Below are 25,977 nucleotides of genomic sequence, written 5' to 3'. Positions count from 1 at the left end.
CTTTAAGTGAGTTGTTCGCTTGTTTTTCCAAATCTTCGTTCTCTGTTCTGGTAGTTTTTTATGGCCTCAACTAAGTGATGCTCTCTAAAATCAGGCCAATATACGTCAATAAAATATAACTCTGCATATGCTATTTGCCATAATAAAAAATTGCTGATCCGATGTTCTCCACTAGTACGGATTAGCAAGTCTACGTCTGGCAAATCATGCGTGTAAAGATGGCTATTTATAATTTCTTGGTCAATGTTTTCAATTGAAATTATATTATTTTTAACTTTGGTACTTATCTCTTTCACCATAGATTGCAACTCCTCACGAGCACCATAGCTCAAAGCCAAAGTTAACGTCATGCCTGTGTTTTGCTTTGTTTGATCCATTACTTCGACCAACTCTTTATATGCCTTAGCAGGAAGCGCATCTATGTTACCTATAGTATTTAGGCGTACGTTATTTTTGTTAAAAGTTTTAAGTTCTTTCTTTAAAGAAGACACCAATAAGCGCATAAGTGTCTGCACTTCTATCTTAGGTCTATTCCAATTTTCCGTAGAAAAAGTATATAATGTTAAGTATTCAACTTTCAATTGAACACATTGCTCAACAACAATTCTGACAGTTTTTACACCGTGTTCGTGACCAAAAACTCTTAGTTTACCGCGTTCTTTAGCCCACCTACCATTACCGTCCATAATAATAGCAAGGTGCTTTGGAACATTCAGTTTATCAATATCGTTTATATCACTCATCTTAAAATTTACTCAAAACAATCCATACAAGGCTTTCTTCCAAAAGTGTACGTTAAGGTTAGACCGGAAAATACATACCAGTCATCGCTAAATATATTACCAAATTGGAACTCTTCAAAGTTAGAACCTTCAGGATTACTACCATCTAAGTTATCCGTAAAAGTATACCTAGCCCCTATTTCGCCCCCAAAAATAAGAAACTGATTGATACGATACTTAAAACCAACAGTCATTGGCACTGCAAAACTTCCTTCTTTTTGATTTATATCTTGTAGAACACCACCATTAAAATACTGATAATCATACCTAAAATAGGTAAGACCTGTATATAAATAGGGCGTAAATGCCGGACCAAGTTTATGTAAATTATATTCTACGAAGTTAAATTCCAAGCCCACAGAACCTTCAAAGATTGAATTATCTATAACATAACCTCTCTGCTGCCTTGCCGTAGAACTAGATTTATTATCATCTGCGGTAAACTTACCGTAAGTTAAACTACCACGCCATGCATATCTCTTACTAATGTTCCACTTAAACAAACCACCAAAGGCAATATTGGAAGGCAACAGATAATCTGTTCTACCAACATCACTAATTGTATTGGCACCACCGGCAAAAATACCCACCTCATACGTCTGCGCTTGCAAACCTGACAGTGAAAAAAGCAATACTAATAACGTTATGTAACGCATAAAATAGATTTTACAATTATTGCGGATATCTAATGTAAAACTGAAAATGCAATAATTTTAATGTTCTCAAAAGATAAACAGTGATTAAGGACAATTATTGTTTAAATGTTGGCTCAATTTCGCCTATCCTCACCCCAAAGAAGCTTATTTCTTAAGGTCTTTAAAAAACTTTCTGAAGTATATTCTATCATTTTAATGGTATAAGGCGCCTTACTTATAGTTATCTCCTCTCCATTTTCTAATGATGCAATTCTAGAATCTAAAGAAACCAAGTGGTTTTCTTCTCTACCAGACACTTTCAAACGAATTACAGTATCATCGGAAATAACCAGTGGTCTCGCATTTAAGTTATGAGGGGCAATTGGGGTCAGCACCAATGATTTAGCAGTAGGCACAATTACAGGACCTCCACAACTTAAGGAATACCCAGTAGATCCAGTTGGAGTTGAAATAATTAATCCATCTGCCCAATATGATGTTAAGTATTCGTTATTTAAATATGTCTCTACCGTAATCATAGAAGTAGTTTCTTTTCTACTCACGGTAATTTCATTCAATGCAAAATTTAAGTCCCCAAACTCGGCATCCAATTTTTCCGTATTCAATTGCACCAAACTACGCTCCACTACAGTATATGCACCTTGCTTGAATTCTTGAACTACTTTTCTAACATCTTCTTTTTTAAAGGTTGAAAGAAATCCTAACCTACCGGTATTAACACCCACAATAGGAATACCAAGGTCTTTCACAAAAGTTGTTGCCCTTAATATGGTACCATCGCCACCAAAACTAACAAACATATCAAAAGAAGCATTTAACCCTTCTTCCATTGTAAAAACGGAAAAGGTTTGACTATTACCTTTAGATCTATATAATTCGTAAAAATCTTTTTCAATATGAACTTCTGCAGATACCGTTTGCAACTCATCTAACAGTTCAATGAGGTATTCAATGGCATTATCTTGATAAGTTTGACCGTAAACAGCTACTTTCATATTATACATTAAGATATTTATCTAAATAATCTGATCTGTTTTTTAGGTCTTCTAAAAATTGGTCATCGCTGTTACCAAATATAATATGGTAATTGTAACGTCTAAAAGTCTGCACTACCTTATTATAGTTATTTGCTGTAATTTTTAAGGTCACCTGAATTACATCATTTTGGGTATCGGTAATAAAACCACCAAAAAGTTTGGCATTATTACTTTCCACTATCTGCGAAATCTCACTAAATGAATAATCCTTAACACCTTTTGCTACGACCAAAATACTACCTGGATCGGTAAAAAACGGCGTGTCAATAAATTCCGCAACAACATCGGTTAAACAATAGTAACCCGTAACTTCTTCTTTTTCATTAAGAACCGGAATTAAATTAGCTTCATTTCTAGCAAAAACTTCCAACACATCTAGCCAATTGGTATCTCTACGAGCAAAAAAACTTTGAAGTTCGTATCTAAACTCCTCAATTTTAGACTCCGGTAGCAATCCGTCAGCATCTATTTCAGAGAAAAGCCCTAAAAACCTTCCATCCTCCAAAATAGCAATATGGGAATAGGTGGTATCATGAAAAAACGCTAATACTTTTTCAGCAGTATCGTTGATATCGAATACCGGTAAGCTCGTAATGATATGTTCTTGAATATTCATAGACCTTTATATAACGCAAAATAACAATTAATAATATCAAAAGGCGTGCCTTATTTGTATTTTTGATGCTCCTAAAAGGTAAATAAGACATAATGACAAAACTTAGCGTTAACGTAAACAAAATTGCAACTCTTAGAAATGCCCGTGGCGGCAATGTTCCAGATTTACTTAAGGTTTCTAAAGATTTAGAAAGTTTTGGAGCGCAAGGAATCACTATTCACCCTAGACCAGATGAACGTCATATTAGATACCAGGATGCGAGAGATTTAAAAAACACGGTAAATACAGAATTTAATATTGAAGGTAATCCGGTTCCAAAATTTATTGAATTGGTTCTAGAAGTGAAACCAGAACAAGTTACACTGGTACCAGATGCTGTAGATGCCATCACATCAAACGCAGGCTGGGATACTATAAAGCACAAAGAATTCTTAACCGATGTCATCAAAACCTTCAAAGAAGCCGGCATCCGTACTTCAATATTTGTTGACCCCAATCCAAAAATGATCGAGGGTGCAAAAGCGGTTGGTACAGATAGAATAGAATTATACACTGAAAGTTACGCTACGGACTACGAAAAAAATAAAGAAGAAGCTATAAGACCATTCATTGAAGCTGCCAAACGTGCCAACGAATTAGAAATTGGAATTAATGCCGGTCATGATCTAAGTTTGGACAACATTGAATATTTCGCTAAAAATATCCCTAACTTACTAGAAGTATCTATTGGTCATGCACTTATTAGTGAAGCATTATACTTAGGACTGGACAATGTGGTGAACATGTATTTACATAGATTAAAATGAAACAGCTATTACATTCGGTAATTTTAGGAGAAGGTAAGCCTTTATGCATTCTACACGGATTTCTGGGCATGCTTGACAATTGGAAAACGCTAGGTGCACAATACGCAGAAAACGGATTCTGTGTTCACCTCATTGACCAAAGAAATCATGGTAAAAGTTTTCATTCGCCAGATTTCAACTATGACATACTTGCTGATGATTTTCTAAATTATCTAGATGCACACGATATAGAAAATACTGCATTAATAGGTCATTCCATGGGAGGCAAAACCGCCATGCAATTCGCATGCACTTACCCTGAACGGGTCAATAAATTAATTATAGCGGACATAGCCCCAAAATATTACCCACCACATCACCAAGAAATCATTGATGGTTTAAATGCCATTGACACCACCAATTTAAAATCTAGAAAAGATGCCGACGAACAATTAAAGAAACATCTATCTAACCCAGGGATCAGACAATTTTTATTGAAAAACCTACAAAGAAACGATGACAAAAAGCTTTGCTTTAAATTTAATTTAGAAGTATTGAGCGATAAGATGGAAGAAATTGGTGACAATATCAATAGCTCAGACAGTTTTAATGGTCAGACCCTATTTCTAAGAGGCGATAAATCTGAATATGTAACCAACAATGATTTTGATATCATACAACGTCATTTCCCTAAAGCTACAGTTGAAACTATTGATAATGCAGGGCACTGGTTACATGCAGAAAACCCTAAACAGTTCTTTGAAAAATCAATTACCTTTTTAAACCAAGAATAAACTATAATCGTATAATACCATAAGCCATGAAACTAATTTTAAGAATTCTATTAAGTGCAGTTGCTGTTGTAATTCTAGCCAATGTATTACCCAATGTATCTGTAGACAGTTTTATTACCGCAGTAATCGTAGCAGTTGTTTTAAGCATTTTAAACCTACTAGTGAAACCTATTTTAGTGATTTTAACGCTACCGGTAACCGTTATTACCTTTGGTCTTTTCCTGTTGATCATTAATGCAATAATTATTTTATTGGCGGATAAACTTATTGACGGATTTGCGGTTGGAAATATTTGGTGGGCATTGATTTTTAGTCTCTTGCTATCATTTTTACAATCAATCTTTTTTACACTGTTAAAAGATGACAAGTCATAGTTGCTTGTGATTTGAAATTCAATACTTTAAAAAATTGGTTGACTTTGCAAAATGTAGTATTTTTGCATCCCATTTTACACATGCAAATAGATATTAAGGAATGAATATTACGAAAGAGCAGATAGACGATTTAAATGCAGTAGTTAAAGTTGCTATCACAAAAGAAGATTACCAAGATAAGGTTGACACCATTTTAAAGGATTATAAGAAGCAAGCTAATATTCCTGGTTTTAGAAAAGGCCAAGTTCCTATGGGTCTTATTAAAAAGCAGTATGGTAAAGCCGTATTGGTAGATGAAGTAAATAAATTGTTGCAAGACAATCTCAACAAATACCTAACAGAAGAAAAGTTAGACGTTTTAGGTAATCCTTTACCAAAACAACAAGACAATTTTGATTGGGACCAAGATGAATTGGCTTTTGAATTTGAATTAGGATTAGCTCCTGATTTTGAAGTTTCTTTGAAAACCAAAAAAGCGATCACTCAATATAAAATTGTTGCCGACAAGAAAATGATCGACGAGCAAGTTGAACGTATTCAAAAGCAATACGGTAAACTTGTAAGCAAAGATGTTGTTAGCAAGAATGATGAAGTAAGTGGAACTTTCGCTAATGTAGCAGAAGAAATCGACAACAAAACATTGATTGAGACTGACAAATTGAAGAGCAAAAAAGCTTTAGACGCTTTAAAAGGCAAAAAAGTTGGTGATGTTGTTACATTGAAAACAAAGGGTCTTTTCAATGAAGATCATATGTTATCAAGCGCTTTAGGCATTGATAAACAGAAAGCTGAGGCATTGGATACTGAAGTTACTTTCACCATTTCTGAAATTAACGAAAGAGAAGCTGCTGAATTAAATCAAGAATTATTTGATAAACTTTTTGGCCCAGACAGCGTTAAGACCGAAAAGGAATTAAAAGAGCGCATCAAAGAGGATTCTGAAAAACAATTTGAGCAACAATCGGATCAAAAGTTATTGAACGATGTTACCGAATATTTTATTGACAATACAAAATTTGAATTACCAACTGGTTTCTTGACAAAATGGATTCAAATGACTGGTGAAGAGCCATTATCTGAGGAACAAGCTGTTGAAGAATATGCTAAATCTGAAAAAGGCTTACGTTACCAACTTATTGAAGGAAAAATAATAAAGGATAATGAACTACAAGTTCAGTTTGATGAATTGAAAGGATTCTCTAAAGGATTTATTCGTTCTCAAATGGCACAATTTGGTCAATTAGATCCTAAAGAAGAAGAATTAGATTCTATTGCTGCAAGAGTTCTTGGCAACCAAGATGAAGTAAAAAGACTATCAGAACAATTGATGAGTCAGAAACTATTGAATCTTTACAAAGAAAAAGCGAATCTTAAGACAAAGGAAGTTACCTATGAAAATTTCGTGAAAGAAGTTTATGGATAAATTCCAAACAATAAATTAAGTATCTTTACGGTGCCGGAAATGAAATTTTCGGCACCTTTTTTTACTCTAAAATATAGACATACAATTTATGGATTACGGAAAAGAATTCAAGAATTTCGCTATAAACGACCAAGGTATTAGTAGCACATATTACGATTCTATCATGAGCAGCATGTACCCAACGAACATGACGCCAAACATTATAGAAGAGCGTTCTATGAACATTGTTGCTATGGATGTTTATTCGCGTTTAATGATGGATCGCATTATTTTTATGGGTACTGGTATTAACGACCAAGTAGCTAATATTATACAAGCACAATTATTGTTTTTAGCAAGTGTTGACGCTAAGAAAGATATCCAAATTTACATTAACTCACCAGGTGGTAGCGTATATGCTGGTTTAGGTATTTATGATACTATGCAGTTTATCACTCCTGATGTTGCCACTATCTGTACAGGTATGGCAGCTTCAATGGGCGCTGTTCTTTTATGTGCAGGTGAAAAAGGAAAACGTAGTGGTTTACAACACTCTCGTGTTATGATTCACCAACCACTTGGAGGTGCACAAGGTCAAGCTAGTGATATTGAAATTACCGCTAGAGAGATATTGAAATTGAAAGACGAACTATATCAAATCATTGCTGAACACTCGGGCACTGATATTGAAAAAGTACGTGATGATAGTGACCGTGATTACTGGATGAAAGCTGATGAAGCTCTTAAATACGGTATGATTGATGAAATATTGGTAAGGGAGAAGAAATAATTTCGACCAATTGAATCAAATAAATTAATGATTTTTAAACCAAAAACGATTTTTGATCGTTAAGGAATAGAATAGAGAAGATAGATAATGGCAAAGGAAAATTTAGAATGTTCATTTTGCGGTAGAAAAAAGCCTGAAACAAATTTGTTGATTGCCGGTCTCGACGCACATATATGCGACCGTTGTATTGAACAAGCTCATGGCATTGTTGCAGAAGAGTCAAAACAGACAAAGACCAATGATCTTTCTTCTGAACTTGTTCTAAAGAAGCCTCAAGAAATCAAGGAATTTTTAGACACTTTCATTATTGGACAAGAGCGTACCAAAAAGGTAATGTCCGTTGCAGTTTACAATCACTATAAAAGATTACTACAACCATCTTCACAAGAAGATGATATAGAAATTCAAAAAAGTAACATTGTAATGGTAGGGCAAACCGGTACAGGTAAGACCTTAATGGCAAAAACCATTGCCAAGTTACTTAATGTACCATTGGCAATCGTTGATGCAACTGTATTGACAGAAGCTGGTTATGTTGGTGAAGATGTAGAAAGTATTTTAACCCGCCTTTTACAAGCGGCAGATTACAATCTTGAAAAAGCAGAAAGAGGTATCGTTTTTATTGATGAAATTGATAAAATTGCTCGCAAAAGCGATAACCCTTCTATAACAAGAGATGTTTCTGGGGAAGGAGTTCAACAAGGTTTATTGAAGTTGTTAGAAGGAACAACCGTAAATGTACCGCCAAAGGGAGGCAGAAAACACCCCGACCAAAAATTCATTGAAGTAAATACAGAAAATATTTTATTTATTGCAGGTGGAGCGTTTGATGGTATAGAACGCGCCATTACCAAAAGATTAAATATGCAAGCGGTAGGTTATAGCGCTTCAAAATCTGACAGCACTTTAGATGATGATAATTTATTACAATACATCATCCCAAAAGATTTAAAAGATTTTGGTCTTATACCAGAAATTATTGGTAGACTTCCGGTACTTACGCACATGAATCCGTTAGACAAGAAAACCCTAAGGGCAATTTTAACGGAACCAAAAAATGCAATTATCAAACAATACGAAAAATTGTTTGCGATGGACGATATAACGTTTACCATTACAGATCAAGCATTGGACTATATTGTAGAAAAAGCCATAGAATACAAACTTGGAGCCAGAGGTCTACGTTCATTGTGCGAAGCTATTTTTACAGATGCCATGTTTGAAATGCCTAGTTCTGGAGAAACGAACTTTAAGGTTACAAAACCTTACGCCGAAGAAATGCTATCTTATGATACCATTAAAAAACTGAAAGCAGTTTCTTAAAGTTACATTTGATTAAAGAATATAAAAAAAGCGAAGATTTAAATCTTCGCTTTTTTTATGCTTTACTATTATCTTATTTTCAAACCACTTTCTTTACCTGTGGTGTAATTTGTGTAACTTCTTGCAATAAGTCCATACATACTTTTTGAATAATTTTCTCATCTGTATATAATGTATGGCCATAGTTAGGTAAAACTTCCATTTCTACACCTAATTTATCTGCCCACTCCTCACTTGGTCTAAACTCATCGTTAGCTCCGTAAACTAATTGAAATGGAACATTGGGTCTATCGTTCTTTTTACGAATTCTCGTAGGAGAAACACCATATAATGATTTTACAGGCAAACCTTTTTTAGCAGCTTCCCAAATAATTGAGGCACCTGTACTAAACGCAAGATAATAACAAGGCTCAGTTTCTTTTTTTATTATATGAGATACTGCAGTGTCTATACCACCTTCTAAAAAGGCATTATGTACATTTTCTTCAGTTTGTATTAGAATATCTAGATTGGCAAGTTGTTGACTATCATAAAAAGTAATATCAAAATATTGTTGAAGATACCCTAAGTATGAAGTAATCCATAATCCTTTCTTAGCGCCCCACATATCGGAAACAATTACTAATTTCTCTGCCATAATAATAGTATTTATAGTATTGGTTAAGTTTTACTCTAGCAAGTTGGAATAATAACTCCACTTACACCTATTTAATTGTTTACGCGTTTAAAATTATCGATGTAGTCCATTTTATCGGACATTACTTCAAAGTAAATCGACTAGAATAAACATGTAATACAAAAGCTACCTTTATGAAAACAAATGTATGGCAAGCATTGAAAAAATATAAAAGATTGTTGTGATTAGGTTAAAATCTAGTGTGTATGGAGCACATTACTTATTCATTAGTAAAAGTTCTTCTATATAATCCCTTTTGTTAGAAAGTCTTGGAATTTTATGTTGACCACCAAGCTTGTCATTTTTCTTTAACCAATCATAGAATAGGTTTTTACGTGCGCTATGTACTATTGGCATATTCAAGGTAATATTATTAAGCCTTTTTGCTTCGTAATCAGAATTAAGAGATTTCAGGGCATTGTCGAATATCTCTACAAAAGCATCAAAATCTTTTGGCAAAGTTCTAAATTCCATAATCCACTCGTGTGCTCCTTTTTCCTTGCCAACCATAAAAACAGGTCCGGCCGTGTAGTCCATTATTTCAGCCTCAGTTTTTGCGCTAGCGATTTTCAATGCCTCCTCTGCATTCTCTATTATTAACTCTTCACCAAAAACATTAATATGGTGTTTAGTACGACCAGTAACTTTAATTCTATATGGGCTTTTAGAAGTAAAACGTACGGTATCCCCTATTTTATATCGCCATAATCCTGAATTGGTAGTAATTACTATAGCGTAGTTCTTGTTCAATTCAGTTTCCCACAAGGGTATTGCTTCTTCCTCAAAAGAGCCATAAACATCCATTGGAATAAACTCATAGAAAATTCCATAGTCTAACATCAACAACAGATCATCGGCACCATTTCTATCTTGAATAGCAAAAAACCCTTCAGAAGCATTATAGATTTCATAGTATCTAAAATCACTCTTCGGTAATATTTTTTTATACTGCTCTTTATAAGGGTTAAAGTTTACACCACCATGAAAGTAGACTTCAAGATTTTCCCAAACTTGAAAAAGATTTTCTTTACCGGTTTCTTCAAGTACCTTGTTCATTAAAACCAGCATCCAAGAAGGCACACCTGCCAAACTGGTTACATTCTCTTGCACACTTTCATGAATAATGGCCATAAGCTTACTCTCCCACTCACTCATTAGAGAAACCTTATTACTGGGCGTGCTACTGTACTCTGCCCATAATGGCATATTATCTATCAAAATAGCCGATAGGTCGCCAAACAAGGACCCATTATCCTCATAAAGCTCTTTACTACCACCCAGGCGTAAACTCTTACCCGTAAAGAGTTGAGAATTTTCATTATTGTTCAAATAAAGACATAACAAATCTTTACTTGATTTATAATGACAATCTTCCAATGCCTCTCCACTAACAGGTATAAATTTACTCTTGGCATCTGTAGTTCCGCTACTTTTAGCAAACAACTTTACTTTGGTAGGCCAGAATAGATTCTGCTCCCCTCTTCTGGTGCGTTCAATAATAGGCTGAACTTCTTCATAAGATACTATAGGTAATCTCTCCTTAAACACTTTATAAGACTCAATAGACTCAAAATCATAAGTTCTACCAACCTCTGTATCCTCTGCAAATTCAAGCAATTGCAATAAAACCTCTTCTTGGACCTCATCAGGATACTTTAAAAAAAGTTCTATCTGGTGATATCGTTTTTTAAGTAACCAAGAGGCGATTGAATTAAATAGGGTAATTGGCATTTATAGGTATCTTTGTATTGTTAAAAATAGCGTATCTCACTATCATTTTCAAATTGATAATTCAATAAGCCAAATTTAAATGCAATACGAGGGAGTACTTAGAAAAATGCAAACAGAAATAGGAAGTCCTATTCAATATTATATGTTATTTGAATCTGATTTTCTAAATGTAAATCAAGTTCTGGACAAAACTTTGAAAATAGAATTCATTAAGCATCAATGTTTAAATTGCGGTAATGACCGACCTATTTACAGACAAGGATTTTGCCGAACATGTTTTTTTGAAATACCATCTGCGGGAGATTGGATTATGAGACCCGAGCTAAGTAAAGCACATTTAGATCAAGAAGACAGAGATTTGGCTTATGAAAAGAAAGTGCAACTACAACCTCACATTGTTTACCTGGCCAATTCCAGTAATGTAAAAGTGGGAGTTACCAGAAAAGGGCAAATACCAACCCGTTGGATTGACCAAGGAGCTCATGAAGCTATAGAAATTGTAGAGGTGCCGAACAGATATTTAGCCGGCGTTACCGAAGTTGCCCTAAAAGATCATGTTGGTGATAAAACCAACTGGCGTACTATGCTTACGAATACCGTTGTCGATGAAAATCTTCAAGAATGGCGAGATAAACTAAAGCAATATATACCAGAAGAGGCACTACCCTATTTTTTAGATGCTAATGCAGAAACTGAATTAGAATTTCCGGTACTACAATACCCAACTAAAGTTAAAAGCCTAAACCTTACTAAAACACCAACTTTTGAAGGTAAATTAAAAGGTATTAAAGGTCAATACCTCATCTTTGAAGACAACACCGTTTTCAATGTAAGAGGTAGCGAAGGTTATTACGTAGGCTTAACTATTAGTTAGTACTATCTTTTTTCTTTTTACCGAATAAGCCACCTAAAATATCTTTTGCCTTCTCTTTTACAGCTTCTTCTGTTTTAACAGGAGTAGAATCTTTCTTAACAGATGTGGTAGCGGCAGTATCTTTTTTGGTAGATAAGATACCCCCTAAAATATCTTTAGCAGCTGTCTTAGTGTCCGTCGATTTTTGACTGGTAGAATCTGTCGTTGTTTTATTTCCACTAATTAAACCACCTATCAAATCTTTAGCCTTATCTGTACCCTTAGTTATTAGTTTTTGCTTTTCCACTTCTATCAACTTAGTGGTTAATTGCTTAACGCCAGTGGTCATATCAGTAGTCACCTTTGGGCTATTATAAAGTCCGCCAATATTAGCAACTACAGGTATGGTCAAATCAGCTAAAGAAGGATCGTCAATTTTTGCAATTAAATTAGTAATATCAGACCCTAAATACTTTGCAGGCACTTGTAACGTGGCTTTATAATCCAGTTTTTGATCAAATGAGTGGCTACCGTCAACATTAATGGCAATATCCTTATAATTTAATGTGAAGGGTTTTACAACAACAATACCGTCATTAAAAGTTAACGATGTTTTTAAATCTTTTAAGTTGAGCTGTTGCAAATCGATAAAATTCAAATTAGAAACTAATGAATTTAACACTGGTGCTTCTTCCGTATTTATATCCTCGGTCATTAAGTCAGCAAATAAATTTCCGCTTAATGATAATAAATTAGGCATTAAATCATCTGTTAAATTACCTGACAGAGAAATATCCGAGGTTAATTTTCCATTCAACATTTTAGCGATAGGTGCAATTGTTTGAAACAAATCCACCGAAGCAAAAGTTTCTTGAATACCCAACTGATTTAAATCTAACTTCATGTTAAAAGTCGGAGTTTCATTTTTTGTGGACACATCACCATTAAAAGCAATTTTACCACCAAACATACCTGCCGTCATATTACTAAGGGTAGCAGTTTCATCCTTAATCTTTAAAACCCCTTTAACATCACTTAAAACAATATCATCGTAAATTACCTTCTTGGCATCTGCATTTATAGTGGCATCTAAGAAAGAAGGTATCTTTATCTTCTCTTCTTGAACGGTTCCTACTTCTGATGTACTAGCCTCACCAGTAGTTGATGTAGTCTCAGTATCGGCAACCATAAAATCACTTAAAGCAAAAGAGTTTGATTTTAAATTGAAGTTACCCTCCACCTTTTCATCGTTAAACATAAATCCTAACAGGTTGTTGATTGTCCCAGTAGCATCAAAATCTGTAGTACCCGTGGTACCGTTCAGATTATTCAAAGTAACTGTTTTAGGATTAAAAGTTAAACTCGCCGCTTTAAACTTAACAGGATTGGCAAGCTCTTCTGAGTTATATTCAAAATCAGATAAACTTAGATCTCCAGTAGTATTTGTTTTTTCATACTGCTCATTTTCTACGGATTGCATATCAAAAGCAGTAGTAATATCCGCTTTCAACATCCCTTTTAAATTGTATTCTTCTGGTACCGGATAAGCTTTAGAGATATTTGCTAAGTTCATATCACCGTCCATATGTGCATTAACCTTAGTATTACCCATTAACTCCGTAATATTGGAAGTAAGATTGAACTTATCTTCATCTATCTTAAATGAAGCCTTATTGATGTTCACATAAGTATCTTCCGCAATACCGGTTTTATTATCTAATTGAATATCAAAAAATACATTACTTACCGCTTTTGGTAAATCTGGATACTTAAACGATGCATTATCAGATTTTAACGCTATATGAAAAGTTGGGATATGTGTTTCATCTACAACACCTTTAAAATTACCATTAACGGCAAAATTACCAGTAGTAATAACATCCTCTATATTCTTAGAATAAACTTCTGGAATAACGCCTAAGAAGTTTTTGAAATCTGAAGAAGGCGTTTTAAAGGTTAGATCTACTTCTTGATTGGTTTCATTTAATTTAATAAAACCATCAAAAACCAAAGGCAACTGATTTAGTAATGCCTCGTTTTTTAAAAAGGAATATTTATTCTCATTTAAATCAATACCAATAAGGGCATCTAACTTAATTTTATTCTTGTTTAAATAGTTCACACTATCCATTTCCAATGAAATAAAAGCATCGGTATGTGTATCTAACTCAGAAGTAGCTAAAGACAAATCGCCAGTTCCTGTATGTTGAAAATCATCTAATTTAAAAGCAATACCCGTTGAATTATCAGTATAATATATTCGTGTATTCGTAATTTCATACGACTGTAAATCTAGATTAAAACCATCTGTAGTACCAGCCTCCTCTTCTACCGTAGCAGAAGCATCAGACGGCAAAGCTATGTCATAGTTAGCGTTCTCCTCTTTATCTACGACTACATTAATGAATGCACCGTCTAAATTGATATTATTTATTGCTATGGCGTCTCCCTCGCTTTTAAACAATTGCATGATACCCATGGTTAAGTCCAAATTTTCAGCCTTAAACAATGTATCACCTTCAAAAGGAGCTTTATTTAATAATACAACATTTTTAAAATCTACTTCCGCATTAGGAAAACTACTGACCAAACTTAAATTTGCTTCAGAAAAATCTAATGTGGCATTTACATTCTGATTAACATTGTTTTTTATGATTTCTCCTATTTTAGCTTCTAAGAAGAAGGGTGCTGCAATTAACACTGCAATAATCAACACTAATAATACTCCAACAATTTTTAAAATTTTCTTACTCATAGTATACTGTTATACTGTTTTTCTTTGATGTTCTTATTCTAAATATCTAAATCCAATTCTTCATTTGGCTCTAGATTAAAACGCTTTCTCATAATATATACGAAGAAATAGAGAAAAGGGGTGTCTAGAAATGCTATAAAAATCTTAAAAATAAACCCGCTTACTACAAGACCGAAAAAAAGATCCCACGGCAGTACTCTGAAGACACATAACAACCCCACAACGGTAAACGTATCAAGAAATTGTGAGAGGAATGTTGAAAAATTGTTACGAATCCATAAATATTTCCCTTTGGTCAATCTTTTCCAGAAATGATATATAGCCACATCAACGTATTGCGCTAATAAATAAGCTATCATTGAAGCCAAGACCGCAATAGGCGAAAGCGCAAAAACTTGAGTAAAAGTTTCATCATTTATGGGTGAAGAAGGAATTGCAGGTGCTACTTCTGCCAATAAAATAATACCCATAGAAAAGAAGGAAGCGAATATACCAGCGGTGACAATCTGGTTAGCCATTTTTCTTCCATATATCTCTGATATTAGATCTGTAATTAAAAAGGTTATGGGATAAGGTAAAATACCCACGGAAACCTCAAAAAGAGAAACCCCATAAACAGTGAAATCCCCGAAGGGATTCCAATAAAAAAACTTTTGAAATATAAGGTTTGAAACCACTAGAGAAGTGATAAACAAAGCCCCTAAATACAGATAAATACGCTGTGCTAATTTTCTATCCTTTAAGGTCATATATTATTTAATATCTAATGCAAACGGCATTCTAGCCTGTATCCCTTTTTGCTCTTTAAAAGACTGCAGCTCTTTCAACACTTTATATGCCTCATCACCTATTTCATCTTTTAACACGTTCTCTTTTATTTGTAGACTAGCTCCTTCTAAATCTTCCATAAAGCGTTCAAATCCGCTTTTGTACTTAGGGAATTTCTTAATACCGTAAGCACTCAGTTCAGCCATCTCTGCGGCAGCATTGATTGCATCATCTAAATTACCTAGTTCATCAACCAGACCAACCTCTAAAGCTTCAGTACCACTCCAAACCCTACCTTGGGCAACACTATCCACTTGTGCAATTGTCATATTTCTACCTTCTGACACTCTTCCTAGAAATGTTTGGTAAGTTTCCTCTATACTTTCTTGAATTTGATTTTTAAAGCTTTCTTGCATTGGCTCAAAAAGCGAATAATCTACAGCATTTTTATTGGTACCTACCTGTTCAGCATTAATACCAACATTATCTGCCAACTCGGTCATATTAGGCACTGTACCAAATACACCTATTGATCCCGTTATTGTCGTTGGCTCTGCAAAAATCTTGTCTGCACCGGCAGCAATATAATAACCACCAGATGCGGCAACGTTACCCATAGATACAATTACAGGTTTCACTTTCCTGGCAAGCGCAACCTCTCTCCAAATAATATCTGAAGTTAAAGCACTACCACCTGGAGAGTTTACCCGCAATACAATTGCCTTTACATCTTCGTCTTCACGAGCTTTAATCAATGCTTCATTTATAATCCCTTGACCTATTATATTAGGACCACCTTCACCATATAAAATTTCACCTTGTGCAAATACAATTGCGATTTTATCATCACCAGATTTCAATTTCTTTTTATTCGAATACTTTACATAGTCATCTAACTTGGTATAATTGATGTCTTCATCTTTCTTGATCTTAAGCGCACTTGCAATTTTACCCTCATACTCATCATAAAAAACCACATCATCAATTAAACCTGAACGCTTGGCATATTCCGGATTTCTGCCGCCTAAGGTATCCGCTATGATATTTAAATCAGACTCAGAAATAGAACGTGTTTTTGAAATATCTACAATCATAGAATTCCAAAGAGATTGAAGCAATGAAGTCAATTGGCTTCTGTTGGCTTCACTCATGTTATTCTCAAGATATGGTTCAACAGCACTTTTATACTTACCATGACGTATAACCTCCATCTTAATTCCAGATTTCTCTTGAAGCTCTTTGTAATAAAGCACCTCTGTTGACAAACCTTTAAAATCTAAAACCCCTACTGGATTAATAAAAATAGAATCGGCAACACTGGCCAAATAATAATCGCGCTGCATAAAAAAGTCTGCATACGCGTATATGAATTTTCCCTCAGCCTTAAAATCCTCCAATGATTTTCTAATAGCTTGAGTTTGAGCTAAACCAGCAATAATGAAATTATTATTGATACTGATACCTTTAATACGATCATCATTTTTTGCTACTTCAATAGCCTGTATTATTTCATCTAACCCTTGCGACTCCTCAAAAATACCTGCAAATGGATCCAACTCATTACTACCCGTATAATCTGAAATCTGTCTTTGCAATTGTAATTCCAGTACAGAGTTATCCTCAACAGCAACAGTGTCTTCACCACTACTGACAAGGCTTACAAAAATTAAAAACATGACAAACATGATCCCAAATGCAAACAAGGAACCTAAAATGGAAGCAAGAAAATTTCTTAAAAAATTCATTTAAATCTTTATTATAATAGTAAACAAAGATAACTAATGTGGATATGTTTTAGTTATTTTGCCCTAATATTATGGGAGTATACAAAACAGCATTCTTATCTATAGGCAGTAATTTAGGCAATCGTCAATTGTTATTACAAAAAGCCATTTTCGAAATCGGAAAAATAGCCGGTGAAATCAGGCAAGTTTCCGCTGTCTATGAAACTCCGTCATGGGGTTTTGAAGGGGAAGATTTCTTGAATGCCTGTTTAGAATTGCAAACATTACTTGCTCCAGAAGATTTATTGGAAAAGCTATTAGCCATAGAGACTCATTTTGGAAGAGAAAGAAACGAAAGTGACAATTACCAAAGTAGAACTTTAGACATTGATATTATCTATTATGAAAAAGATATTATCAAGACAGAGAACTTAACGGTTCCACACCCTAAAATGCAAGATAGAAAGTTTATTCTAAAACCTCTTGCAGATATTACTCCGCAATTCTATCACCCCATATTCAACAAAGACACTAGAAATTTACTGCAAGAATGTAAAGACAAGAGCACTATAACCAAACAAATAAAAAGACTTTTTAAAAGTAGACATACATTTTTTGCTAGCCTACAATATGTTGCTATAGAAGGTAATATTGGTGCAGGTAAAACAACATTGGCCACTAAGATTTCAGAAGATTTCAATGCAAAATTGATTTTAGAACGATTTGCCGAAAATCCGTTTTTACCTAATTTTTATGAAGACCAGGCCAGGTATGCCTTTCCGTTAGAAATGTCGTTTTTAGCAGATCGATATCAACAATTTACAGAAGACACCAATCAATTAGATTTATTTAAAAGTTTTATGGTAAGCGATTATGATATTTTTAAATCGCTGATTTTTGCCAAGGTGACACTACAACAAAACGAATTTGATTTATACAGAAAGGTATTCAATTTCATGTACAAGGAGGTTAAAAAGCCAAAAGTCTACGTTTATCTGTACCAAACCACAGAAAGATTACTACAACAAATAAGGCAACGTGGCAGAGATTACGAGCAAAATATAGAGCTTACCTATCTAGAAAAAATTAACCGGGGTTATTTCGACTTCCTAAAGACATACCCTAAAGAAAATCAATTGATTATAGATGTTAGCGAGCTAGATTTCGTAAGACACTCAAAAGATTATGAAGCCATTTTAACCAAGATAGAAAACTTTGCCTTAGCCAACTTATAACAATTATAAATTAGATTATTTCTTGCGTAAATGAAAAGAAAATCTTTTCTTGTGAAGGCATACGTGCAACTAACTAACTCAAACTATACTAAAAAACCTGGTCTACGATCAGGTTTTTTTATGCGTTTAACTTACTCCAACAATCCCAAACTACAACGCCAACACTCACTGATATATTCAAAGAATGTTTGGTGCCGAATTGCGGAATTTCCAAAACCTCATCACTAGCAGAAACTACGTTCTGAGCTACACCCTTAACCTCATTTCCAAAAATAAGCACTTGCTTTTTATCTTTTGCTGGTGCATAGTCATTTAGCTGCGTTGCATTTTCTGCCTGTTCAACAGAAATAATATGACATCCATCTTCTTTAAGCCTAGTTACCAATTCAACAGTATCTGCCACATGTTCACAGTCAACACTATCCGTTGCTCCTAAAGCGGTTTTATGAATATCTTTATGAGGTGGCGTAGCGGTAATTCCGCACAAGTATATTTTTTCGACCAAAAAAGCGTCGGCGGTTCTAAAAACAGAACCAATATTATTTAAACTCCTTATATTATCAAGAACAATTATTATAGGAGATTTTCCTGCAAGCTTATACCCTTCCACATCAATTCTATCCAACTCCTCATTTCTTAATTTTCTCATACTTTACAATTCAATTTTCATTAGTTTGAAAAGGTTATAAACTTATCCTGAAATATCAACAATGATTTAATTTCCAGAGATTAAATTATACTTTCGTGAAGGAGCAAAATTAATGAGATAAAGATAAAGTGGCGGATAAAAGCAAGACAAAAAAGGTAACTCCTTTAATGAAGCAATATAACACCATCAAGACCAAGTATCCTGATGCATTATTACTGTTTCGAGTAGGTGATTTCTATGAAACTTTTGGTGAAGATGCAGTAAAGGCTTCACGCATATTAGGTATTATTTTAACCAACAGAAATAATGGTGGCGAAAGAACCGAGTTAGCTGGTTTTCCGCATCATTCTTTAAATACCTATTTACCAAAATTGGTAAAAGCAGGTCAGCGAGTTGCTATTTGTGATCAGTTAGAGGACCCTAAGCAGACCAAAACCATTGTCAAAAGAGGTGTTACCGAATTGGTTACCCCAGGAGTGGCAATGAACGATGACATCTTAAACTCTAAAACAAATAATTTTCTTTGTGCCGTTCACTTTGGAAGAAAGAAAATAGGAATTTCGTTCGTAGATATTTCTACAGGTGAGTTTTTAACCTCAGAAGGTAGTGAAGAACAGATTGATAAATTACTTCAGAATTTCTCACCTAACGAAGTATTAATATCCAAAGCGCATAAAAAAGAATTCTTAGAGGTCTTCGGTAAAAATCATCATCTATTTTATCTAGAAGATTGGGTCTTTCAAGAAGATTATGCTTTAGAAAATCTTACATCACATTTTAACACCAATACCCTGAAAGGTTTTGGTGTTGACCATTTAACCTGTGGCATCATAGCATCCGGGGTAGTTTTACATTACTTAGGTGAAACCCAACATCGCCAATTGCAGCATATATCTAAACTGCAACGTATTGCGGAAGATGATTATATATGGATGGATAGATTCACCATTAAAAACTTGGAACTTTACCATTCCACCAATGTCAATGCAGTAACACTTTTAGATGTTATTGACAAAACCATCTCTCCCATGGGTGGGCGTATGATCAAAAGATGGCTTGCCTTACCCCTTAAAAATTTAGAAAAAATTAAAAGGAGGCAACAGATTGTTTCCTTTCTATATGATGAAGAAGTTATACTAGAAAAATTTCAACATCATATTAAACAAATGGGCGATTTAGAACGATTGATTTCTAAAGTCGCTACAGGCAAAGTCAACCCGAAAGAAGTAGTTCAATTAAAAAATTCTTTAGAAGCTTTAATTCCTATTAAGCAATTAGCCACCTCTTCTAAAAACGAATCGTTGGCCTTAACGGGAGACCAAATACAATCGTGCGATTTATTACGAGCCAAAATAAAAGAGATGCTTAGTGAAGAGGCACCCGTTAACATTTTAAAAGGTAACACTATTGCCGAAGGTTTTTCAGAAGAGCTAGACGAATTAAGAGGCTTGGCGACATCGGGTAAAAATTACCTGAACAATATGTTAGAAAGGGAAACTGCCGCAACAGGTATTACCTCCCTAAAAATAGCATCTAATAATGTATTTGGCTATTATATAGAAGTTAGAAACACCCATAAAGACAAAGTTCCAGAAACCTGGACCCGTAAACAAACCTTGGTCAATGCCGAGCGTTACATTACCGATGAGCTTAAAGAATATGAAGCAAAAATTCTAGGTGCGGAGGACCGTATCTCAACCTTGGAGCAACAACTATTTTCACAACTGGTGGTATGGATGCAAGAATACATTGCCCCGGTTCAAAATAACGCATACTTAATAGCTCAGCTAGATTGCCTTTGCGGTTTTGCTCAATTGGCAAAAGAAAACGCATACAATTGTCCGTCTTTAAACGATTCCACAGATTTAGAAATAACAGATGGAAGACACCCCGTTATAGAAAAGCAATTACCGTTAGGTGAGCAATATATTGCAAACGACTTACAATTAGACCGTTCCAATCAACAATTTATAATGATTACCGGCCCTAATATGAGTGGTAAATCTGCCTTATTAAGACAAACGGCATTAATAGTTTTACTTGCGCAAATGGGTAGTTTTGTACCCGCTGAAACGGCTAAAATTGGTGTTGTAGATAAAATATTTACACGTGTAGGCGCCAGTGATAATATTTCAATGGGAGAATCTACTTTTATGGTAGAAATGAATGAAACAGCATCTATTCTAAATAACCTATCTGAACGCAGTCTGGTGCTCTTAGATGAAATCGGTAGAGGTACAAGTACCTATGATGGCATTTCCATTGCATGGGCAATTTCAGAATACCTTCACGAACACCCTGCAAGAGCAAAGACCATGTTTGCCACACATTATCATGAGCTCAATGAAATGACCAACACCTTTAATCGCATCAAAAACTATAATGTAGCTATTAAAGAATTAAAAGATACCGTTTTGTTCCTAAGAAAATTAGTTCCTGGTGGTAGTGAACACAGTTTTGGTATACATGTGGCTAAAATGGCGGGTATGCCCCAACAAGTAATTCAAAAGGCAAACAAGATTTTGAAAAAGTTGGAAAATAAACACGTTAGTGAAGATGTAGGTGATAAACTTAAAAGTGATTCTGACGAAATGCAACTCAGCTTTTTTAACCTAGACGACCCTTTATTGGAAGAAATTAAGGAAGAAATCACACATTTAGACATAGATACGCTAACTCCGGTAGAAGCTTTGATGAAATTAAATGAGATTAAAAGGCTGTTAACCAAGGACAAAAAAGCGACTTCGTAAATTTTTTAATTCTTTTGCGCATTTTTACTTTGGTTTTTACAGAATTGTATTAAATTTGCACCCGCATCTTTTAAGAGATGCACGTTCTTTAAAATTTGCGAAAGTAGCTCAGGGGTAGAGCATCACCTTGCCAAGGTGGAGGTCGCGGGTTCGAATCCCGTTTTTCGCTCAGAAAATGTTGCCGGTCAACATTTTTTTAAATGCCAAGTATGCTCGAGTGGTGGAATTGGTAGACACGCCGGACTTAAAATCCTGTGCTCTTTGGGGCGTGCGGGTTCAAGTCCCGCCTCGAGTACCACAAACCCCTGAAATCAATTGATTTCAGGGGTTTTTTATTTTATATACATTTCAAATCGAAATCTTCAGTTATTCATTAACTTTAGTTTTCATTATAAGTGCATGCTGAAAAAAATATTAAAAATATCTGGCTTATTACTATTAGCATTAATTCTAATGATATTTGTCTGCAATAGTATTATTTCTAGCACTGCAGAAGAAAAAACTTATTCCAATATATCCTCAATTCCAAGTAATCGTGTCGGTCTTGTATTAGGGACCTCCAACAGATTAACAGACGGTTCTCCCAACCCATATTACACATACCGTATAAATGCAACCAAAGCACTTTACAATGCCGGTAAGATTAAATTTATATTGGTTAGCGGGGACAATGGAAGCATCTATTATAACGAACCAGATACCTTTAAAAAGGATTTGATAAAAGCGGGTATACCTGAAAAAGTTATATTCTTGGACTATGCAGGTTTCAGAACCCTAGATTCCATGTTTAGGGCAAAGTTTATATTCGGCTTAGACAATGTTACCGTAATCTCGCAAAAGTTCCATAATGAAAGAGCTATATATATTGCCAAACAAAAAGGATTAAATGCTATAGGGTTTAATGCAAAAGACGTTTCTACAAGCCAAGGTCTAAAAGTTCAAATAAGAGAATACCTTGCCCGTGTAAAAGTATTTATAGACATGATTCTTAATACACAGCCTAAATTTTACGGTACCACAATTGAGATAAAATAAGTAGCATTAAATAGATTACATTTAACAGGACCAACCAAACCGGATTATAATGCTCCATTTTAAAACAATTCTAAAAAATTTAGGACCCGGACTTTTGTTCGCTAGCATGGCGATAGGTACATCTCATCTTGTACTATCTACTAAAGCAGGAGCACAATATGGTTGGCTAATAGTCATTCCTATCATTTTAGCAAACGTTTTAAAATACCCTTTTTTTGAATTTGGAGTTCGCTATACGAACGTTACGAACAAAACCTTAATAGAAGGCTATTTAAACCGTGGTAAAGGCTATCTCTGGTTTTATGCCATAATTACCTTTATAACCACTTTCACCATCTTAGCAGCTTTGTATACGGTTACGGCAGGTCTCTTTATTAATTTGTTCGATATTGGTCATAGCTCTATAGCAATGGTCGCATTAAGTCTATTTTTAATTATAAGCGCACTACTGATTTTTGGAAAATACAAGCTTTTGGAAATTAGCTTAAAATTCGTTGTTAGTGTACTATTTGTTGCTTTACTGGTTACAACCATTTTAGTTGTAGCAAAAGGACCTGTAAGCCATGTTCCAGACTTTAAACCATTACCCATTTTCAACGAAGTAGGAATATTGTTTTTAATAGGATTAATAGGATGGATGCCTACTAGTGTAGAAGCTTCTAGTTGGATCAGTTTATGGAGTATTGAAAAATGGAAAACTCAAGACAAGCCTAGCCTAAAAGAATCGTTACAAGAATTTAATATCGGATATACCATTACTGCTGTACTAGCTATCTTCTTTATGATTATAGGATGGTACACCTTATACGGCACCAACATACAGCTTAGCAATAATGCCGTGAGTTTTGCCGATCAAGTAGTACGCTTGTTTACCCAACACATAGGGTCATGGGCATATCTATTTATTGCCATTTCTGCATTCGCCACTATGTTCAGTACTTGTATGACGGCACATGATGCTTTAGCTAGAGTAAGTTTAGATATAATTTCTTTATTGAAACCAAAAAACAAATGGTACACTACCAAAGCAGCTTTCGCAGTTGGGGTATTGATTTTGACCCTAATCAATTTTGTTGTGATAGCAGCATTTAGTGCCAATATGGGTAATTTGGTAGCTCTAGCAACATTTGTTTCTTTTGTTGTTGCACCTGTTATCGGATACATGAATTTAAAAAATGTGACCAGTACCGAATTAGAACCTAGATTTCAACCAGGTAAGAAATTGAGAATCCTTACCTATGCTGGAATTTTATTCTTGTCATGTTTTGCGCTGTACTATTTCTATATCATTATTATCTAATAGCATAGAAACAAAACTCTGTTTATTCAACAACGAACAAGGTACGTTCATTTTGTTTATGAAGAAAATCTAAACAGTAAGCACCATTAACACAATTATTTACAATGTTTTTTTCACCATAACCAGTTGCCTCAATAATGTTATTTGAATTTAATCCATTACTTAAAAGATAATTCTTAATTACGTCAGCTCTTGCCTGTGATAACCTTTTGTTAGACGACGTACTACCTCTTGTATCTGTATAGGACTGTATTCTCAACCTCATCTGTGGAAAACGCACAACAGCATCTACCACTTTATTCAATTCAGTTTCAACCTGAGCGTTTATAATCGATTTGCCTTTATCGAAATAGAACTTATTAAGTTTTATTACCGTTTTATCCTCTCTTTGAGTAACCAAGTCTTCCATTCTTGCAAGCCCCATGTTATAGGACGTGTTTTGAATTTCCTCCATCCCTTCTTCAGAGTATGTAGTTGAGAAAATAGAATACCCATCACTCATCGCTTGTATAGTCACTTGAGACATCCATGGAACTTCTACTCTAAAGCTACCGTCATTACCAGCAATAACTTCTTTCAAAACATCTCCCTGTTGATTTAACAATCTCACCTGAGCTCCTTTTAAACCAACCTTATTTCTAAGGTTAACCACTTTTCCACCTAAAGCAAATGTTTTTAATCCTGGTGCATTTTTTAGCTGAAAACCATAAAGGTCGTCTCCGCCTTTGCCTCCGGTTCTATTTGATGCAAAAAAACCTGACAACCCTTTGTTCTCAACATTCCTAATTATGAATCCGAAATCATCTGCTTTTGAATTAATTCCCTCACCAAGGTTTACCGGTATAGTGTAAGCATCATTTGGTAACATATTAGATTTATAAATATCCATTCCTCCAAGACCATAGAAAATATCCGAAGAAAAGTACAGACTTCCGTCAAAAACGTATGGAGCAATCTCGTTTCCTGGTGAGTTTATTCTAGGTCCTAAATTAATAGGCGCAGACATTATCTGTCCGTTATTAGTGTATACATAATATAAATCCGTACCACCGTAACTATCATCAAAATTTGCAGCGAAATATAAACGCTCCGTAGCATCATCAAAGAAAGGATAGTAAAATGATGTGCTTAAATCTTTTAATATAAATCTAAACCTGTTATTTTTTGTAAGTGTCCCTATTGCCAATGCATTTTTACCATTTTCATCATATCTAAGCTCACCATCTTCTTCATTGGAAAGGATGTAAAAAAACGTTTCAAGTTTTTCAGAATAATATGGTGTAGATTTATGAAAGTCCGTCGCAGGAATCTCCTTAAAAGTTTCCACATCTACCAAGTTGTTATTTGAACTTAGTCTTGCAAAATAGATATCTAAATAAGATTCACCTGTAGGCTCGTATACATTTTTACTATTTCGTCCTCTACTACTACTAAACAATATTCCGTTCTTATAAAACGCAGGTGAAAAATCTCCCTGAGCGCTATTGACACCTAAATCACGTATTACGCTGTTATCTGTATTTGACGGAATTTCTAACAAACTGTAATTAAATTCCGCATTCTCCAAAAGTTCAGGAGATAATTTGTCGGCTTTTGACTTTAAGAACATTTTTACCCTATCCCTCTCAGAGTTTTTAGAAAGGCTCTGCAACATTTTATTAAACCTATTGACAGACATAATGGTATCATTCTTATTGACCTTTAAATAAAGCTCAGATGCACTATCATAACTGCCTGTACTAAAATATGAATCCGCAAGGTTCAGCAACTGATGATTGGTCAAAGAATCTTTAAGCATTTCACTTTTGTACGCTGCAATTGCTTTTTCATATTGATAACCATAAAAAAGGTTATCAGCTTTAGACTTCTTGTCTTGAGCCGTAACTAAAAATGGCACAAAAACCAGTAATACTATGATTAATTTAAATCTCATTTTCGTTCA

The 25,977-nt window shown here is 34.6% G+C and carries 22 protein-coding genes and 2 tRNA genes; 13 read left to right on the top strand and 11 right to left on the bottom strand.

Annotation, left to right across the window (positions count from 1 at the left end):
* Positions 1 to 2: 2 nt before the first annotated feature.
* From P177_RS03870 to P177_RS03855, 4 genes are all read right to left on the bottom strand, one after another.
* Positions 3 to 743: an isoprenyl transferase gene (locus tag P177_RS03870; RefSeq protein ID WP_036152012.1), complete on the bottom strand. Its 741-nt coding sequence runs from the start codon at positions 741 to 743 to the stop codon at positions 3 to 5.
* Between the two features lie 8 nt (positions 744 to 751).
* Positions 752 to 1,438: a type IX secretion system protein PorG gene (porG, locus tag P177_RS03865; RefSeq protein WP_036152010.1), complete on the bottom strand. Its 687-nt coding sequence runs from the start codon at positions 1,436 to 1,438 to the stop codon at positions 752 to 754.
* Positions 1,439 to 1,551: 113 nt separating this feature from the next.
* The gene (locus P177_RS03860) at positions 1,552 to 2,433 is read right to left on the bottom strand and encodes an NAD kinase (RefSeq protein WP_036157752.1); all 882 of its coding nucleotides are present in this window, start codon (positions 2,431 to 2,433) and stop codon (positions 1,552 to 1,554) included.
* Position 2,434: 1 nt separating this feature from the next.
* Positions 2,435 to 3,091: a CBS domain-containing protein gene (locus P177_RS03855; RefSeq protein ID WP_036152008.1), complete on the bottom strand. Its 657-nt coding sequence runs from the start codon at positions 3,089 to 3,091 to the stop codon at positions 2,435 to 2,437.
* Between the two features lie 92 nt (positions 3,092 to 3,183).
* Here P177_RS03855 and P177_RS03850 point away from each other — a divergent pair, with 92 nt between their 5' ends.
* The 6 genes from P177_RS03850 to clpX all read left to right on the top strand — a co-directional run bounded on the left by P177_RS03850 (position 3,184) and on the right by clpX (position 8,559).
* Positions 3,184 to 3,897, top strand: coding sequence for a pyridoxine 5'-phosphate synthase (locus P177_RS03850; RefSeq protein ID WP_036152006.1), 714 nt, complete (start codon positions 3,184 to 3,186; stop codon positions 3,895 to 3,897).
* Positions 3,894 to 4,670: an alpha/beta fold hydrolase gene (locus P177_RS03845; protein ID WP_036152004.1), complete on the top strand. Its 777-nt coding sequence runs from the start codon at positions 3,894 to 3,896 to the stop codon at positions 4,668 to 4,670. Before P177_RS03850 ends, P177_RS03845 begins: the two co-directional genes overlap by 4 nt.
* 26 nt (positions 4,671 to 4,696) lie before the next feature.
* A complete protein-coding gene (locus P177_RS19605; protein WP_084684625.1) occupies positions 4,697 to 5,044 on the top strand; it encodes a phage holin family protein in 348 nt (115 codons plus the stop codon).
* Positions 5,045 to 5,144: 100 nt separating this feature from the next.
* Entirely contained in the window at positions 5,145 to 6,467 is a 1,323-nt protein-coding gene (tig, locus tag P177_RS03835; RefSeq protein WP_036152000.1) for a trigger factor, read from the top strand.
* 88 nt (positions 6,468 to 6,555) lie between these two features.
* Positions 6,556 to 7,236 (top strand): ATP-dependent Clp endopeptidase proteolytic subunit ClpP, encoded by a 681-nt coding sequence (gene clpP / locus P177_RS03830; protein WP_036151998.1) that lies wholly within the window; start codon positions 6,556 to 6,558, stop codon positions 7,234 to 7,236.
* A gap of 87 nt (positions 7,237 to 7,323) precedes the next feature.
* Positions 7,324 to 8,559 (top strand): ATP-dependent Clp protease ATP-binding subunit ClpX, encoded by a 1,236-nt coding sequence (clpX, locus tag P177_RS03825; protein WP_036151996.1) that lies wholly within the window; start codon positions 7,324 to 7,326, stop codon positions 8,557 to 8,559.
* Positions 8,560 to 8,638: 79 nt separating this feature from the next.
* Here the strand turns inward: clpX and P177_RS03820 are convergent, their stop codons facing one another.
* Positions 8,639 to 9,196 carry a dienelactone hydrolase family protein gene (locus P177_RS03820; RefSeq protein ID WP_036151994.1) on the bottom strand — a complete coding sequence of 186 codons (558 nt, stop codon included), beginning with the start codon at positions 9,194 to 9,196 and terminating at the stop codon, positions 8,639 to 8,641.
* Positions 9,197 to 9,451: 255 nt separating this feature from the next.
* Positions 9,452 to 10,966, bottom strand: a complete 1,515-nt coding sequence (locus P177_RS03815; RefSeq protein ID WP_036151993.1) for a GH3 auxin-responsive promoter family protein — start codon at positions 10,964 to 10,966, stop codon at positions 9,452 to 9,454.
* Between the two features lie 79 nt (positions 10,967 to 11,045).
* Between P177_RS03815 and P177_RS03810 the strand changes: the two genes are divergently transcribed.
* Positions 11,046 to 11,840: a DUF2797 domain-containing protein gene (locus P177_RS03810; protein ID WP_036151991.1), complete on the top strand. Its 795-nt coding sequence runs from the start codon at positions 11,046 to 11,048 to the stop codon at positions 11,838 to 11,840.
* Here the strand turns inward: P177_RS03810 and P177_RS03805 are convergent.
* Genes P177_RS03805 through sppA form a run of 3 tightly spaced genes read right to left on the bottom strand, consistent with a single transcriptional unit; the run spans position 11,833 to position 17,087 of the window.
* The gene (locus P177_RS03805) at positions 11,833 to 14,574 is read right to left on the bottom strand and encodes an AsmA-like C-terminal region-containing protein (RefSeq protein ID WP_036151989.1); all 2,742 of its coding nucleotides are present in this window, start codon (positions 14,572 to 14,574) and stop codon (positions 11,833 to 11,835) included. The two genes, P177_RS03810 and P177_RS03805, sit on opposite strands and share 8 nt — an antisense overlap.
* Before the next feature lie 38 nt (positions 14,575 to 14,612).
* Positions 14,613 to 15,323 carry a queuosine precursor transporter gene (locus P177_RS03800; RefSeq protein WP_036151987.1) on the bottom strand — a complete coding sequence of 237 codons (711 nt, stop codon included), beginning with the start codon at positions 15,321 to 15,323 and terminating at the stop codon, positions 14,613 to 14,615.
* 3 nt (positions 15,324 to 15,326) lie between these two features.
* On the bottom strand, positions 15,327 to 17,087 hold the full coding sequence (sppA, locus tag P177_RS03795) for a signal peptide peptidase SppA (RefSeq protein WP_036151985.1): 1,761 nt from the start codon (positions 17,085 to 17,087) through the stop codon (positions 15,327 to 15,329).
* A 71-nt stretch (positions 17,088 to 17,158) separates the two neighbouring features.
* On the opposite strand from sppA, the gene folK reads away from it, so the two are divergent.
* Positions 17,159 to 18,301, top strand: a complete 1,143-nt coding sequence (gene folK, locus P177_RS03790; RefSeq protein ID WP_036151984.1) for a 2-amino-4-hydroxy-6-hydroxymethyldihydropteridine diphosphokinase — start codon at positions 17,159 to 17,161, stop codon at positions 18,299 to 18,301.
* A 118-nt stretch (positions 18,302 to 18,419) separates the two neighbouring features.
* On the opposite strand, the gene P177_RS03785 is transcribed toward folK, so the two are convergent.
* The gene (locus tag P177_RS03785; protein ID WP_036151981.1) at positions 18,420 to 18,950 is read right to left on the bottom strand and encodes an RNA methyltransferase; all 531 of its coding nucleotides are present in this window, start codon (positions 18,948 to 18,950) and stop codon (positions 18,420 to 18,422) included.
* Positions 18,951 to 19,117: 167 nt separating this feature from the next.
* Here P177_RS03785 and mutS point away from each other — a divergent pair, with 167 nt between their 5' ends.
* From mutS to P177_RS03760, 5 genes are all read left to right on the top strand, one after another.
* Complete coding sequence (mutS, locus tag P177_RS03780; protein WP_036157750.1) at positions 19,118 to 21,700, top strand: DNA mismatch repair protein MutS; 2,583 nt, start codon at positions 19,118 to 19,120, stop codon at positions 21,698 to 21,700.
* A 97-nt stretch (positions 21,701 to 21,797) separates the two neighbouring features.
* A tRNA-Gly gene (locus P177_RS03775) sits at positions 21,798 to 21,869 on the top strand.
* A 42-nt stretch (positions 21,870 to 21,911) separates the two neighbouring features.
* Positions 21,912 to 21,998 (top strand) — tRNA-Leu (locus P177_RS03770).
* A 101-nt stretch (positions 21,999 to 22,099) separates the two neighbouring features.
* Positions 22,100 to 22,735, top strand: coding sequence for a SanA/YdcF family protein (locus tag P177_RS03765; protein ID WP_036151979.1), 636 nt, complete (start codon positions 22,100 to 22,102; stop codon positions 22,733 to 22,735).
* Between the two features lie 49 nt (positions 22,736 to 22,784).
* Positions 22,785 to 24,035 (top strand): NRAMP family divalent metal transporter, encoded by a 1,251-nt coding sequence (locus tag P177_RS03760; RefSeq protein ID WP_036151977.1) that lies wholly within the window; start codon positions 22,785 to 22,787, stop codon positions 24,033 to 24,035.
* Positions 24,036 to 24,057: 22 nt separating this feature from the next.
* Here P177_RS03760 and P177_RS03755 read toward each other — a convergent pair whose 3' ends face one another.
* A complete protein-coding gene (locus P177_RS03755) occupies positions 24,058 to 25,968 on the bottom strand; it encodes an OmpA family protein (protein WP_036151975.1) in 1,911 nt (636 codons plus the stop codon).
* Positions 25,969 to 25,977: the final 9 nt, after the last annotated feature.

Origin of the sequence: Maribacter forsetii DSM 18668 (genome assembly GCF_000744105.1) — a bacterium.
Lineage (GTDB): Bacteria > Bacteroidota > Bacteroidia > Flavobacteriales > Flavobacteriaceae > Maribacter > Maribacter forsetii.
Note: the sequence above shows the minus strand (reverse complement) of the source record. Positions and strands in the feature narration are given on the sequence as shown.

Excerpts from the sequence above, each read along its gene's own strand:
- P177_RS03845 (WP_036152004.1), top strand. The coding sequence starts at position 3,894 with ATGAAACAGCTATTACATTCGGTAATTTTAGGAGAAGGTAAGCCTTTA.
- porG (WP_036152010.1), bottom strand. The coding sequence starts at position 1,438 with ATGCGTTACATAACGTTATTAGTATTGCTTTTTTCACTGTCAGGTTTG.
- P177_RS03785 (WP_036151981.1), bottom strand. The coding sequence starts at position 18,950 with ATGAGAAAATTAAGAAATGAGGAGTTGGATAGAATTGATGTGGAAGGG.
- P177_RS03855 (WP_036152008.1), bottom strand. The coding sequence starts at position 3,091 with ATGAATATTCAAGAACATATCATTACGAGCTTACCGGTATTCGATATC.
- P177_RS03765 (WP_036151979.1), top strand. The coding sequence starts at position 22,100 with ATGCTGAAAAAAATATTAAAAATATCTGGCTTATTACTATTAGCATTA.
- mutS (WP_036157750.1), top strand. The coding sequence starts at position 19,118 with ATGAAGCAATATAACACCATCAAGACCAAGTATCCTGATGCATTATTA.
- P177_RS19605 (WP_084684625.1), top strand. The coding sequence starts at position 4,697 with ATGAAACTAATTTTAAGAATTCTATTAAGTGCAGTTGCTGTTGTAATT.
- P177_RS03800 (WP_036151987.1), bottom strand. The coding sequence starts at position 15,323 with ATGACCTTAAAGGATAGAAAATTAGCACAGCGTATTTATCTGTATTTA.
- clpP (WP_036151998.1), top strand. The coding sequence starts at position 6,556 with ATGGATTACGGAAAAGAATTCAAGAATTTCGCTATAAACGACCAAGGT.
- P177_RS03810 (WP_036151991.1), top strand. The coding sequence starts at position 11,046 with ATGCAATACGAGGGAGTACTTAGAAAAATGCAAACAGAAATAGGAAGT.
- tig (WP_036152000.1), top strand. The coding sequence starts at position 5,145 with ATGAATATTACGAAAGAGCAGATAGACGATTTAAATGCAGTAGTTAAA.
- P177_RS03755 (WP_036151975.1), bottom strand. The coding sequence starts at position 25,968 with ATGAGATTTAAATTAATCATAGTATTACTGGTTTTTGTGCCATTTTTA.
- P177_RS03870 (WP_036152012.1), bottom strand. The coding sequence starts at position 743 with ATGAGTGATATAAACGATATTGATAAACTGAATGTTCCAAAGCACCTT.
- P177_RS03760 (WP_036151977.1), top strand. The coding sequence starts at position 22,785 with ATGCTCCATTTTAAAACAATTCTAAAAAATTTAGGACCCGGACTTTTG.
- P177_RS03860 (WP_036157752.1), bottom strand. The coding sequence starts at position 2,433 with ATGAAAGTAGCTGTTTACGGTCAAACTTATCAAGATAATGCCATTGAA.
- P177_RS03815 (WP_036151993.1), bottom strand. The coding sequence starts at position 10,966 with ATGCCAATTACCCTATTTAATTCAATCGCCTCTTGGTTACTTAAAAAA.
- P177_RS03820 (WP_036151994.1), bottom strand. The coding sequence starts at position 9,196 with ATGGCAGAGAAATTAGTAATTGTTTCCGATATGTGGGGCGCTAAGAAA.
- folK (WP_036151984.1), top strand. The coding sequence starts at position 17,159 with ATGGGAGTATACAAAACAGCATTCTTATCTATAGGCAGTAATTTAGGC.
- clpX (WP_036151996.1), top strand. The coding sequence starts at position 7,324 with ATGGCAAAGGAAAATTTAGAATGTTCATTTTGCGGTAGAAAAAAGCCT.
- sppA (WP_036151985.1), bottom strand. The coding sequence starts at position 17,087 with ATGAATTTTTTAAGAAATTTTCTTGCTTCCATTTTAGGTTCCTTGTTT.
- P177_RS03850 (WP_036152006.1), top strand. The coding sequence starts at position 3,184 with ATGACAAAACTTAGCGTTAACGTAAACAAAATTGCAACTCTTAGAAAT.
- P177_RS03805 (WP_036151989.1), bottom strand. The coding sequence starts at position 14,574 with ATGAGTAAGAAAATTTTAAAAATTGTTGGAGTATTATTAGTGTTGATT.